The following is a 12,120-nucleotide window of genomic DNA, read 5'->3' on the forward strand; positions in this document are numbered from 1 at the left end:
GATGACCGAACATGGCTGAAACGCAGGACATCGCAATCCTCAACGCCCGGCTGATCGACCCCGCGACCGGACGCGAGGGCGTGGGCTCCGTCCGGCTCAGCGACGGCGTGATCGCGGCTGTCGACTGGCAGGGCATGCCCGCCACGGGCGAGGGCGTGCGCCGCATCGACGCCAAGGGCCAGGTGCTGGCGCCCGGCCTCGTTGATCTGCGCGCCTTTCTCGGCGAGCCCGGCGCGGAGTTCCGCGAGACGCTCGGCACCGGCTCGCAGGCCGCCGCCGCCGGCGGCGTGACCACGATCGTCTGCCGTCCCGATACCCACCCGGCGATCGACGACCCCGCGATCATCGATTTCCTCAAGCGCCGCGCCCGCGACAAGGCGATCGTCAACGTTCTCTCCTGCGCCGCCCTGACCAAGGGGCTCGAGGGCAACGAGATCACCGAGTTCGGCCTGCTGCTGGAGGCCGGTGCCGTCGCCTTCTGCGACGGGGCGAGGGGCCTGCGCAACCCGCAGGTCATGCGCCGCGCCATGATCTACGCGCTGAATTTCGACGCGCTGATCATGAACCATGTCGAGGACCCCGAGCTGCGCGGTTCGGGCGTGATGAACGACGGCGAGTTCGCCAGCCGCAAGGGCCTGCCGGGCATTCCCCGGGAGGCCGAGACGGTGATGCTGGAGCGCGACATCCGCCTCGCCCGCGCCACCGGCGCCCGCTACCACGCCGCGATGATCTCCTGCGCGGAATCGGTCGAGCTCATACGCCGCGCCAAGCAGGACGGCGTGCGCGTCACCTGCGGCGTCTCGATCAACAGCCTCACCCTCAACGAGAACGACGTCGGCGACTACCGCACCTTCTGCAAGGTCTCGCCGCCGCTGCGCCACGAGGACGATCGGCTGGCCATGGTCGCGGGCCTGGCCGAGGGCGTGATCGACGTCGTCGTCTCCGACCACGATCCCCAGGACGTCGAGACCAAGCGCCAGCCCTTCGCCGAAGCCGCCGACGGCGCGCTCGGCATCGAGACCATGCTCTCGGCCTCGCAGCGGCTGGTGCAGGCCGGGCAGATCGGCCTGCCCGGGCTCCTCGCCGCGCTCTCGGCGCGGCCCGCCGCGCTCATCGGGCTTCCCGCCGGCCGGCTCGCGGCCGGGGCGCCGGCCGATCTCGTGCTCTTCGACCCCGAGGCGCCCTTCGTCGTCGACAAGCGCAAGCTCAAGTCGCGCGCCAAGAACTCGCCCTTCGACGAGGCGCGGCTGGAAGGCATCGTCCAGGCGACCTTCGTCGGCGGCCGGGTGGTCTACGAGGCGGAAGCCGGCTAGGCTGTCCGCGCGCACCGCGGGGGAAATGGGCGGCATGACGGATGTTCTGAACTGGGGCCTCTCCGGCCCGGCCACGCTCATCGCCCTCGTCATCGGCTATCTCTTCGGCTCGATCCCCTTCGGCATCGTCGTGACGAAGCTTTCCGGCGGGCCGGACCTGCGCAGCATCGGCTCCGGCAATATCGGCGCGACCAACGTGCTGCGCACCGGCAGCAAGAAGCTGGCGGCCGCGACCCTCATCGGCGACATGCTGAAGGGGACGGCCGCGGTGCTCGTCGGGGCGCGCTTCCTCGGCGGCCCGGAGGCGGCGCTGGCGGCGGGCTTCGGCGCCTTTCTCGGTCATCTCTTCCCGGTCTGGCTGGGTTTCAAGGGCGGCAAGGGCGTCGCGACCTATCTCGGCGTGCTGATCGGCGTGAAGCTTCCGGTCGCGCTCGTCTTCGCCGCGGTCTGGCTCGGCATTGCCGGCATCTGGCGTTATTCCTCGCTCGCCGCGCTGGTCGCCAGCCTGCTGACGCCGCTCCTGCTCTGGCTCTGGGCCGGGATGCCGCAGGCCGCGCTGGTCATGGCCGTTCTGACGCTCCTGCTCTGGATCATGCACAGAGGCAACATCGCCCGGCTCGCCGCCGGGACCGAAGGCAAGATCGGCCAGAAGGGCTGACGGGATGGCCGGCATCGTCCTCTCCGATCGCCAGCGCCTCGACTGGCTCAGGCTGATCCGCAGCGAGAACATCGGCCCGCGCAGCTTCCGCTCCCTGATGAACCGCTTCGGCGGCGCGGCCGCCGCGCTCGACGCCCTGCCGGATCTCGCCCGTCAGGCCGGCCGTGCCATCCGGCTCTGCCCGGCGGCGCAAGCCGAGCGCGAGTTCGAGGCGCTGCACCGCCTCGGCGGCCGGTTGATCGCCTCGGGCGAAGCCGCCTATCCGGTGCCGCTCCAGGCGATCGATTCGGCGCCGCCGCTCATCGCGGTGCTCGGGCAGGCCGAGGTGCTGCAACGGCCGGGCGTGGCGCTGGTCGGCTCCCGCAACGCCTCGGCCGCCGGCCTGAAATTCACCGCCCGCCTCGCGCGTGAGCTCGGCGAGGCCGATTTCGCGATCGTCTCGGGGCTCGCCCGCGGCATCGATACGGCCGCCCACGAGGCGAGCCTCGAAACCGGGACGGTCGCCGTCCTCGCCGGCGGGCTCGACGAGATCTATCCGCCGCAGAACATCCCGCTCGCCCGCCGTATCGTCGAGCGTGGCGCGCTGATCAGCGAGATGCCGCTCGGCTGGGTCGCCCGCGCGCGCGATTTCCCGCGGCGCAACCGCCTGGTCTCCGGGCTTTCGCTGGGGACGGTCGTGGTCGAGGCGGCGCGCCGCTCGGGCTCGCTGATCACGGCGCGCTTCGCCAACGAACAGGGCCGGCTGGTCTTCGCCGTTCCGGGCTCCCCGCTCGACCCGCGCGCCGAGGGCGGCAACCACCTGATCCGGGAGGGCGCGATCCTCTGCGCGGAAGCCGCCCATGTCATCGAGGCGCTCGATCCCCTGCGGCAGCGCGAGCCCGGCCTGCCGCCCCCGGCCCGGACCATGCGCGAGACGCTCGAGCCGTCGCCGACCGAGGCGATGTGGGACGAGCTCGACTGGCCGGGGATCCTGCCGGCCCCCGAATATGCCCGCCATGACGACGGCTTCGTGCCGCAGCCGCCGCAATCGGAGCGCCCCGCCGATGGCGCCGATGCCCGCCGCCTGCTCGAGCTGCTCGGCCCCACGCCGATCGCGCTCGACGATCTCGTCCGCGCCAGCGGGCTTTCCGCCCGCGCGGTCGGCCATGTCCTGCTCGAGCTGGAGCTGACGGGCGCGATCCGGCGCCATCCCGGCGGGGCCTTGTCGCGCGGCATGCCTTGAAACCAAACGAAAGAACCGCCCGGCGAAGGGGCGGTTCTCCAAAATCCAGATCGGATATTCGGGCCGTTTACGCCTTACTTGATCTTGGTTTCCTTGAACTCGACGTGCTTGCGCGCGACCGGGTCGTACTTCTTCTTCGACATCTTCTCCGTCATCGTGCGCGAGTTCTTCTTCGTCACGTAGAAGAACCCGGTGTCGGCGGTCGAAAGCAGCTTGATCTTGATCGTCACGGCCTTGGCCATGGGTCTATCCTCGAACCGTGCGGGCTTGGCGCCCTTGCGAAAACAAAATGGCCGGGCGAGCCCGGCAAACCGTCAGCGCGGGGAATGCCGCAACCGGCCGGCGAAGTCAAGGACGAAAGCTCGCCCCTCTCAGAGCTCCTCGCGCACGAAGCTGCCGCGCTTCTCCCAGTAGAACGGGACCGGCAGCCAGGGCGCGAAGCCCGCCGCGATGCGGGCCTCGACCTCCTCGATGACGACCTTGGTGATGCTCGGCAGGTCGAGCGCCTTGGCCTCGTCGAAATCGACCCAGACCAGGTCGACAAGCTCCGAATCGGGGCCGACCACGCCCTCGATCCGCCTGGCGACGGCCGAGGCGTCGATCGCGAAAAAGCGCGTGTCGAACCGCTTCGGCCGGCGCGGCGGCGTGATCGCGCGCGCGACGAAGGTGACGGCCGAGAGATCGGGGAAGACGCCCTGCGCCGCGAAATCGTGCCAGCTTCCGGCCGGCGGGGCTTCCGGCGCGCCGAACTCCGCCGAGCCGAAGAGGAGCCCGGTTTCCTCGAAGGTTTCGCGGATCGCGGCCAAGGCCAGCGCGCGCGCCTTGCCGGCGCCGGGGCGCAGGCAGCGCTTGCCGAGCCGGTCCTCGCAGATCTGCGCCACCGCTCCGGTCGCGACCATGCGCCGGTCGCCGTCGTCGACGCGCCCGCCGGGGAAGACGTATTTGCCCGGCATGAATTTATGGCCGGCATGGCGCTTGCCCATCAGCACCTTGGGGCGGGTGCCGCTGCGGTCGAGGATCATCATGGTCGCGGCGTCCTTGGGACGCAGGTTGACCTTGGTGCGGGCCCGCTCGGTCTGGTTGAGGGTGAGGACGTGGTCGGTCATTGGCGCGGTCCGGGAGAGGGCAGGGGTTGGCGCTCGGGCCGGTCGGGCTCGCCGCCGAAGCCGTGCATGCGCGCGGCCCATTGCAGGCCTATGACCCCGCCCTTGACCGGCTGGATCAGCGCGAAGGAGAGGACGAGCGTCAGGGCCGGCCAGATGATCATATGCCGTTCCATCGGCCAGTCGGCGAATTTCTCGGCGAGCAGCAGGCCGCCGACGACGATATGGCCGACGATGGTGATCACGATATAGGGCGGCAGGTCGTCGGCGCGCTGGTGGTGCAGCTCTTCGCCGCAGGCGGCGCAGACCTCGACCGGCTTCAGGAAGGCGCGGAACAGCCGGCCCCGCCCGCAATGCGGGCAGCGGCCCCTGAGGCCCCGCGAGATCGCCTGCCGCCAGTTGCGCTCCGCCGGGGCGGTTTCGACGCCGTTGATCCGGATTCCCATCAGCGCCTCTTGCCGAAAGACGTGCCGCCGCCGCGCCGCCTGCCGGCGCGGGCCGTCGCCACCTTTCGCCCGGCCGAGAGCATCTCGAAGCGCAGCGCGCCGGCGACGGGGGCGGCCTCGACCAGCTTGACATGCACCCGGTCGCCGAGGCGCCAGCTCTCGCCTGTGCGCTCGCCGGTCAGCGCGTGCGCCGCCTCGTCGAAGCGATAATAGTCGCCGCCGAGCGTCGAGGCCGGGACGAAGCCGTCGGCGCCGGTGCCGTCGAGCTTGACGAACAGCCCGGAGCGGGTGACCCCGCCGATGCGCCCGTCGAAGCTTGCGCCGATCTGGCCGGAGAGGAAATGCGCGATCAGCCGGTCGGTGGTCTCGCGTTCGGCCATCATGGCGCGCCGCTCGGCCGCCGAGATGCGCGTCGCGACCTCGCGCAGCTCCGCGAGCGTCGTGGTCCTGGGCAGCCCGTCGTCGCCGAGCTTCAGCGCCGCGATCAGGGCGCGATGCACGACGAGATCGGCATAGCGGCGGATCGGCGAGGTGAAATGGGCGTAGCGGTGCAAATTGAGGCCGAAATGCCCGTAGTTCTCGGCGACGTATTCGGCCTGCGCCTGCGTGCGCAGCACGACCTCGTTGATCAGCGTCTCGTTCTCCGAGCCCCTGATCATCGCCAGGATGCGGTTGAACAGCACGGGCCTGAGCGCCCCGTCCCGCGGCAGCTTGATGCCGATCGAGGCCAGAACCTCGCCGAGCGCGCGCATCTTCTCCAGCGTCGGCTCGTCATGGCAGCGATAGATCAGGAGGCTGCCGGCCTTCTCCAGCGTCTCGGCGGCGGCAACGTTGGCGAGGATCATGAACTCCTCGATCAGCCGGTGCGCCGCCAGCCGCTCCGGCACCATGACGCGGTCGACCGAGCCGTCGGCCTTCAGGACGAGCTTGCGCTCGGGCAGGTCGAGCTCGAGCGGCTGGCGCCGGTCGCGGGCGCGCGCCGCCACGCCGTAAGCCGCCCAGAGCGGCATCAGCACGCTCTCGCGGATCGGGGCGGTCTTGGCGTCCGGCTTGCCGTCGATGGCGGCCTGCGCCTGATCGTAGGAGAGTTTTGCCGCCGAGCGCATCAGCACGCGGTGGAAGGAGTGGCCCTTCTTCGAACCGTCGGCCTTGAGCACGATGCGGACCGCCATGGCAGGCCGGTCCTCGTTCTCGCGCAAGGAACACAGGTCGTTCGAGATCCGCTCCGGTAGCATCGGCACGACGCGGTCGGGGAAATAGACCGAGTTGCCGCGCTCCAGCGCCTCGCGGTCGAGCGCGGAGCCCGGCGTGACATAGGCCGCTACATCGGCGATGGCGACGGTGACGACGAAGCCGCCGGGATTGCCAGGGTCTTCGTCCGCCGCTGCATGGACCGCGTCGTCATGGTCCTTGGCGTCGGCCGGGTCGATGGTGACGAGGGCCAGGTCGCGCCAGTCCTCGCGGCCTTTCAGGCTTGCGAGCGGCGCTTCCGCCGCCTCCTTCAGCGCGGCGGGCGGGAATTCGTGCGGGATGCCGTGGGCGTGGATCGCGATCAGGCTGACGGCGCGCTCCGACTTGATCGAGCCCAGACGCTCGCGCACCTGTGCCTCGGGCGGGCCGAAGCGGCTCTCGCGCCGCAAGGAGACCGAGACGAGGTCGCCGTCCTGCGCCTCGTCCGTGCGGCCCTTCGGGATGATCGCCTCGCGGCCCTGCGCCTTCTTGTCGATCGGCACGAGCCGGCCGGAGCCGTCGGGCAGGGCGCGGAAGATGCCGAGCACGGCGGCCCTGGCCTTGCCCATCACCTTGAGCACGCGTCCGGAATAGCCGAAGCCCGTGACGCCGCGCAGCCGCGTGAGTTTCAGCACGACATGGTCGCCGATGCCCGGCGCGGCAGCGGCCGCCTTGTCCCTGCGCCGCCCCTCGCGGGTGCGTTCCACCAGGATCTGCGGCGGCGCGCCTTGCCCGGCTTCGTCCCATTCGAGCGGCTGCGCGATGAGGTCGCCCTCGCGGTCGCGGCGCTTGATCTCGCAGAGCAGCACCGGCGGCAGCGCGCCGCGCGGATGCACCGGGCGCACCTCACCGTCGCCGCCGATCTCGCCGGCCTCGGCGAGTTCTCGCAGCAGGCGCTTCAGCCAGATCTTGCCGCCCTGGTCGAGCCCGAAGGCCCGGGCGATCTCGCGCCGGCCGACCTCGCGGCCGGCGGCGCGCTCTTCCTCGATGAAGGCGAGGATCGCTTCGCGGCTCGGTTCAGGGACGGGCACGGCCGGGGCTCGGGACGTGAAGAGGAAAGCGTGACACGGCGCCTCTCTGCCACGGCTTGCGTCCGCGCGCCAGCATGCGTGTATCGCGAAAGCAAGAAGGGCTGCCCTTGCGGGCAGCCCTTCCATTGCCGAACCGCGACCCGGCGAGCCGGATCAAAGGTGCCAAAACTCACGCGGAATAGAAACCCCAGCAAGAAGAGGTCCAGGTCCGCCCGCCTTGCACCAGCGGTTGATGACAATGAGACACTGGATCACCTCCTTTCAGTTGTTGCCGACGGGAAGGAGGCTAAGGCGATTCTCCGGCATTCGTAAATGCCAAAAGCTGCACGGGAGCACCGCGACGAAAGTCGAGATCGGCGGCGGCCGCCGCCGGCGGGTTCGCTTGCGTCCCGCTCAGGCTGCCTTGCGCTTCATCGCCATGATCGCCTGCACGACTTCCATCGACGTCTTGGCATAGGGGCTGGTCGCCGAGAGCGAGATGTCGCTCGAGACGGTCTCGCCCGCATCGGCCTTGCGGACGATCTCGGCCGCGGCCTTGTGGAAGCGGTCATGGGCGGCCTTGAGAACCGCATATTCCGGCAGCGTTGCGAAGCTGCGGCCATCGCCGTGTATCCAGCAGCCGAGCGGGCAGACATCGTCGCGCGCCACCTCGACCGCCTTCAGGCTGCGGTCTGGATTGCGGATATAGGTGCCGAGCTTCATCTTCCAGTTGCTGTGGGACTTGATCGCGTCGTCGAAATTCATTCCTGCCTCCTCAGGTCAAAGTTGTGGCGGTTTGCTTTGCATGGGCCGGTTAAACATTCCTCAAGCGAGGCGTTGATCTGAATCAAAGCTTGCCGGCCGCGCTTGCGCCCGACCCGGCTTGCCGCCCCGTGCTCACGGTGCAATGAAACGGTAGTCCCGGCTGCCGCAGGGCGGCGGGCGCGCGGGAGGTGGCGGCATGCAGCTTGGAGTGATCGGCCTCGGCCGGATGGGCGGCAACATCGTGCGCCGGTTGATGCGCGCCGGTCATGAATGCGTGGTCTACGACCGCGATCCGAAGCCGGGCCGGGCGCTCGCCGCCGACGGCGCGACCGTTGCCGCCGATCTCAAGGACATGGTCGCGAAATTGAAGGCGCCACGCGCGATCTGGGTGATGCTGCCGGCAGGCAGCGTCACGGAAGCGACGCTCGCCACGCTTTCAGGCCTGGTCGCGGCGGGCGATACGCTGATCGACGGCGGCAACGCCTTCTGGAAGGACGATGTCCGCCGCGGCCGCGAGCTCACGGCCAGGGGCATCCATTACATGGATGCCGGCACCTCCGGCGGCGTCCACGGGCTGGAGCGCGGCTATTGCCTGATGATCGGCGGCGACAGGGCGGCCTTCGACCGGCTGGAGCCGATCTTCGCGGCGCTGGCGCCGGGCAAGGGCGCAATCGAGCCGACGCGGCATCGCGAGGGCCGAAAATCCACGAGCGAGCAAGGCTATCTGCATTGCGGCCCGACCGGCTCCGGCCATTTCGTCAAGATGGTCCATAACGGCATCGAATACGGCATGATGCAGGCTTTTGCCGAGGGCTTCGACCTCTTGCGCAACGCCTCCGCCAGCGAGGGCCTGCCGGCCGAATACGGCTTTGATTTCGACGTCGCCGAGATCGCCGAGGTCTGGCGCCGCGGCTCGGTCGTCACCTCCTGGCTGCTCGACCTGACGGCCGAGGCGCTGGCCGCCGACGAGGAATTGTCCGCCTACACCGGCAACGTCTCGGATTCGGGCGAGGGCCGCTGGACGGTCGATGCCGCCGTCGAGACCGCGACGCCGGCCGAGGTGCTGACCGCGGCGCTGTTCGCGCGCTTCCGCTCGCGCCTCGACCACACCTTCGGCGAGAAGATCCTCTCGGCCATGCGCGCCGGCTTCGGCGGCCATGTCGAGCCGAAAAAGCCGGGTTGAGGCCGCCTCACGCCACCTCGAACCAGCTCCAGACCCCGAGATCGAACCGCTCCAGCACCGTCGACGAGATCAGCCAGCGGCCCGGATTGTCGGCGATGAAGGCGATGTGCAGCTTCTTGCGCTCCGGGATCTGCACGGTGTCGAGGAAATAGGTCTCCCAGCCGTCGTCGAGCGGGTGCAGCAGCCGGAAGCTGTGGCCGTGGACATGCACCGGCTGGACGAAGGCGGTGCGGTTGTCGATGGCCATGACGATCGGCGTGCCACGCTTGACGCTGAACAGCGGCTTGCCGTCGAAGGAGCCGAGGCCGCCATTGATCCGCCACGGCCGGGCGAGGTCGAGGCCGGCGAAATCCAGCGTCCGGTCTTCCGTGAGCGTCGCCCCGCCCTCGATCACGAGTTCGGGCCGCAGCGCGTCCTGCATCCGCACGGCGGCCGGAAGCGCCGGGTTGAGCGGCAGCGCCGGGGGCTCGGTCATCGGCGCCTTCTTCTCGCCGGCGGTGACGATCCTGATGAGCGGCAGGCCCGGCCCGATCAGGGCGGTGACGTTGACGGCGGCGCCGGCCTCCTCCGGCAGGTCGAGGACGACGTCGTAGCGTGTGCCCGGCGCGAAGGGCAGTTGCGAGCGCACCGGCGCGAAGCTCTCCGTCGGCTGGCTGTCGACCGCGATCACGGTCGCCTTGCCGCCGTCGAAGCGCAGCCGCATGATCCGGGCATTGCAGGCATTGGCGAGCCTGAGGCGGATGCGCGCCCCCGGCCGGGCCGAAACCGGCAGCGGCGGCGAGCGGCCGTTGACGGTGAGCCAGCTTCCCAGCCGCCCGGCCGAGGCCGCGGCGTTGCCCTGCAGCACGAAGGGCTGGAGCGCCTGGTCGTCGCCGAGCAGCCAGTCGGTGACGAGCACGGCGAGGTCGAGATCGACTGCCGGCGGCTCGGGTTCCGCGACGATCAGGAGCCCGCTCAGGCCGCGGCCCGCGGGCTCGGACGAGCCGCCGGGTATGAGCGGGCGATAGAGCAGCGTGCCGGGATCGGGCGGCGTGAGGCGGAATTCGCCCGTCTCGCCCGGCTGGATCGGCGGGCGTGCGAGCGTCGTCGTGCCGCCGCGTTCCGCCTCGCCGCGCAGGCCGTACCAGTGCAGGTCGAGCGGCGCCGCCGTCTTGTTCTCCAGCTTGAGATTCAGGCTCTCGCCCTGCTTGATTCGTAAGGTGGGGCCGGGCGTGGCGCCGTCGAACGCCCAGATCTCGGTGTCGACCGGCGGCGAGGGGCGCAAGCGCGCCTTCGCCGGGGCGGCGACGAGCGTTCGCTGCTCGGCCGGCCCTGACGATTGCGCGAAGCCCGCGCGCGGTGCGATCAGGCAGGCCCCGCCGAACCCCGTAAGCAGGCGGCGGCGGGTGAGGGGGAGCGGGGCGGCGGGCGGCTTCGTCATGGCATCCCGCATAATCCGGGCCGGCCGCTCTGGCGAGAGGCGACGGCGAAAGGCCTGTTTTGCCGGATCGTCATTTTTTTGCTGCATGGCCCGGACGAAATGCGTATAGCCCTGCGGCTTGACGATGGCCGCGCTGCGTTTGCTCGCGCGCGGCGCTATCGGGCCGGCGGGCGTGGCGGAACTTGGTAGACGCACTGGATTTAGGTTCCAGCGGCGAAAGTCGTGGGGGTTCGAGTCCCTCCGCCCGCACCACCGGTCAGGATTCTTTCGCGAGCGTGGCGGCGGCCGGAACCGGCGCCGCGCTTTGGACATTGAGACGTAAACGAGCTGTTGGCGGTACAAAAATGAACGTGACCGAAACCCTGTCCCAGGGCCTCAAGCGCGAATTCCAGGTGGTGCTGAACGCCGCCGATCTGAAGTCCAGGCTCGACGGCAGCCTCCAGGATCTCCAGGGCAAGGCCCGCATCAACGGCTTCCGTCCCGGCAAGGTGCCGGTCGCGCATCTGCGCCGGCTCTATGGCCGCTCGGTCATGTCCGACGTGCTCCAGAACGCCGTCAACGAGGCGAACCAGAAGATCGTCGCCGACAACAACCTGAAGCTCGCCTTCGAGCCGCAGATCCGCTTCCCGGAGAACAAGGAGGAGATCGAGGCCGCGATGGAGGCCAAGGGCGATCTCGCCTTCACCGTCGCGCTCGAGGTGCTGCCGAAGATCGAGCTCGCCGATCTTTCCGACGTCTCGCTCGTCAAGCCCGTCGCCGAGATTCCCGACGCCGATGTCGAGGCCGCGCTGGAGCGCATGGCTGCCGGCAACCGCAGCTATACCTCCAGGGGCGAGAAGGCCAAGGCCGCGACCGGCGACCGCCTGATCATCTCCTTCGTCGGCACGCTCGACGGCGAGAAGTTCGACGGCGGCACGGGCGAGGCGATCCCGCTCGATCTCGGCGCCGGCCAGTTCATCCCCGGCTTCGAGGAGCAGCTCGAGGGCGCCAAGGTCGGCGAGACGCGCACCGTCAAGGTCACCTTCCCGGAGAACTATGGCGCCCAGAATCTCGCCGGCAAGCCGGCCGAGTTCGAGGTCACCGTCACCGACGTGCAGGGGCCGGACGCGGTCAAGATCGACGACGAGCTCGCCAAGTCGTTCGGCATGGAATCGCTCGACAAGCTCAAGGAAGCCGTGCGCGAGCAGATCGGCCGCGATTTCACCGTCCAGTCGCGCCGCAAGCTCAAGAAGGGCCTGCTCGATGCGCTCGACGGCAAATACGCCTTCGATCTGCCGCCGACCCTGGTCGAGCAGGAGTTCGCCTCGGTCTGGAGCCAGGTCGAGGCCGACATGAAGCAGGCGAACAAGACCTTCGCCGACGAGGATACGACCGAGGACGCCGCCCGCGCCGACTATCGCAGGATCGCCGAGCGGCGCGTGCGGCTCGGCCTCGTCCTGGCCGAGATCGGCGAGCAGGCCAAGGTGCAGATCTCGGACGAGGAGGTGACGCAGGCCCTGATCGAGCGCGCCCGCCAGTTCCCCGGCCAGGAGAAGCAGGTCTGGGAGTTCTACCGCAAGAACCCGCAGGCGCTGGCCGAGATCCGCGCCCCGATCTTCGAGGAGAAGGTCGTCGACCATCTGCTCGGCCAGGTGAAGGTCGCCGACGAGACGGTCTCGCGCGAGGCGCTCTTCGCCGACGACGAGGCCGAGGATGCGACCGAGGCGAAGCCGAAGAAGGCCGCCGGCAAGAAGGCGAAGAAGGCCGAGGACGCCTCCGCCTGATCCCGTC

At 69.8% G+C, this 12,120-nt stretch carries 11 protein-coding genes and 1 tRNA gene; 6 read left to right on the top strand and 6 right to left on the bottom strand.

Going from position 1 to position 12,120, the window contains the following annotated elements; all coding sequences use genetic code 11:
• Window positions 1-11: 11 nt before the first annotated feature.
• The 3 genes from pyrC to dprA are packed head-to-tail and all read left to right on the top strand — an operon-like array spanning window position 12 to window position 3,193.
• Window positions 12-1,313 (top strand): dihydroorotase, encoded by a 1,302-nt coding sequence (gene pyrC, locus M9917_RS18320; RefSeq protein ID WP_297256076.1) that lies wholly within the window; start codon window positions 12-14, stop codon window positions 1,311-1,313.
• 34 nt (window positions 1,314-1,347) lie between these two features.
• A complete protein-coding gene (gene plsY / locus M9917_RS18325; RefSeq protein ID WP_297256078.1) occupies window positions 1,348-1,971 on the top strand; it encodes a glycerol-3-phosphate 1-O-acyltransferase PlsY in 624 nt (207 codons plus the stop codon).
• Between the two features lie 4 nt (window positions 1,972-1,975).
• A complete protein-coding gene (gene dprA / locus M9917_RS18330; protein WP_297256080.1) occupies window positions 1,976-3,193 on the top strand; it encodes a DNA-processing protein DprA in 1,218 nt (405 codons plus the stop codon).
• 74 nt (window positions 3,194-3,267) lie between these two features.
• Here dprA and rpmG read toward each other — a convergent pair whose 3' ends face one another.
• The 5 genes from rpmG to M9917_RS18355 form a co-directional block, all read right to left on the bottom strand.
• Window positions 3,268-3,435 (bottom strand): 50S ribosomal protein L33, encoded by a 168-nt coding sequence (gene rpmG, locus M9917_RS18335; RefSeq protein WP_038367996.1) that lies wholly within the window; start codon window positions 3,433-3,435, stop codon window positions 3,268-3,270.
• Window positions 3,436-3,564: 129 nt separating this feature from the next.
• Entirely contained in the window at window positions 3,565-4,299 is a 735-nt protein-coding gene (locus M9917_RS18340; RefSeq protein ID WP_297256087.1) for an NUDIX hydrolase, read from the bottom strand.
• Window positions 4,296-4,742 (bottom strand): DUF983 domain-containing protein, encoded by a 447-nt coding sequence (locus M9917_RS18345; RefSeq protein WP_297256089.1) that lies wholly within the window; start codon window positions 4,740-4,742, stop codon window positions 4,296-4,298. Before M9917_RS18345 ends, M9917_RS18340 begins: the two co-directional genes overlap by 4 nt.
• A complete protein-coding gene (gene rnr, locus M9917_RS18350; RefSeq protein WP_465246390.1) occupies window positions 4,742-7,129 on the bottom strand; it encodes a ribonuclease R in 2,388 nt (795 codons plus the stop codon). Before rnr ends, M9917_RS18345 begins: the two co-directional genes overlap by 1 nt.
• A gap of 267 nt (window positions 7,130-7,396) precedes the next feature.
• Window positions 7,397-7,747, bottom strand: a complete 351-nt coding sequence (locus M9917_RS18355) for a CZB domain-containing protein (protein WP_297256093.1) — start codon at window positions 7,745-7,747, stop codon at window positions 7,397-7,399.
• Between the two features lie 196 nt (window positions 7,748-7,943).
• On the opposite strand from M9917_RS18355, the gene gnd reads away from it, so the two are divergent.
• Complete coding sequence (gnd, locus tag M9917_RS18360; protein WP_297256095.1) at window positions 7,944-8,930, top strand: phosphogluconate dehydrogenase (NAD(+)-dependent, decarboxylating); 987 nt, start codon at window positions 7,944-7,946, stop codon at window positions 8,928-8,930.
• A gap of 7 nt (window positions 8,931-8,937) precedes the next feature.
• Here the strand turns inward: gnd and M9917_RS18365 are convergent, their stop codons facing one another.
• The gene (locus M9917_RS18365) at window positions 8,938-10,350 is read right to left on the bottom strand and encodes a multicopper oxidase family protein (protein WP_297256097.1); all 1,413 of its coding nucleotides are present in this window, start codon (window positions 10,348-10,350) and stop codon (window positions 8,938-8,940) included.
• A 166-nt stretch (window positions 10,351-10,516) separates the two neighbouring features.
• On the opposite strand from M9917_RS18365, the gene M9917_RS18370 reads away from it, so the two are divergent.
• Window positions 10,517-10,602, top strand: a tRNA-Leu gene (locus M9917_RS18370).
• Window positions 10,603-10,694: 92 nt separating this feature from the next.
• Window positions 10,695-12,113: a trigger factor gene (tig, locus tag M9917_RS18375; RefSeq protein ID WP_297256099.1), complete on the top strand. Its 1,419-nt coding sequence runs from the start codon at window positions 10,695-10,697 to the stop codon at window positions 12,111-12,113.
• The last annotated feature ends 7 nt before the right edge of the window (window positions 12,114-12,120 follow it).

The organism is Bosea sp. (in: a-proteobacteria) (genome assembly GCF_023953965.1).
Classification (GTDB): domain Bacteria; phylum Pseudomonadota; class Alphaproteobacteria; order Rhizobiales; family Beijerinckiaceae; genus Allobosea.

Coding starts and splice junctions, on each gene's coding strand:
- tig (WP_297256099.1), top strand. CDS start 10,695: ATGAACGTGACCGAAACCCTGTCCCAGGGCCTCAAGCGCGAATTCCAG.
- dprA (WP_297256080.1), top strand. CDS start 1,976: ATGGCCGGCATCGTCCTCTCCGATCGCCAGCGCCTCGACTGGCTCAGG.
- plsY (WP_297256078.1), top strand. CDS start 1,348: ATGACGGATGTTCTGAACTGGGGCCTCTCCGGCCCGGCCACGCTCATC.
- pyrC (WP_297256076.1), top strand. CDS start 12: ATGGCTGAAACGCAGGACATCGCAATCCTCAACGCCCGGCTGATCGAC.
- rnr (WP_465246390.1), bottom strand. CDS start 7,129: ATGGAAGGGCTGCCCGCAAGGGCAGCCCTTCTTGCTTTCGCGATACAC.
- gnd (WP_297256095.1), top strand. CDS start 7,944: ATGCAGCTTGGAGTGATCGGCCTCGGCCGGATGGGCGGCAACATCGTG.
- M9917_RS18345 (WP_297256089.1), bottom strand. CDS start 4,742: ATGGGAATCCGGATCAACGGCGTCGAAACCGCCCCGGCGGAGCGCAAC.
- M9917_RS18355 (WP_297256093.1), bottom strand. CDS start 7,747: ATGAATTTCGACGACGCGATCAAGTCCCACAGCAACTGGAAGATGAAG.
- rpmG (WP_038367996.1), bottom strand. CDS start 3,435: ATGGCCAAGGCCGTGACGATCAAGATCAAGCTGCTTTCGACCGCCGAC.
- M9917_RS18340 (WP_297256087.1), bottom strand. CDS start 4,299: ATGACCGACCACGTCCTCACCCTCAACCAGACCGAGCGGGCCCGCACC.
- M9917_RS18365 (WP_297256097.1), bottom strand. CDS start 10,350: ATGACGAAGCCGCCCGCCGCCCCGCTCCCCCTCACCCGCCGCCGCCTG.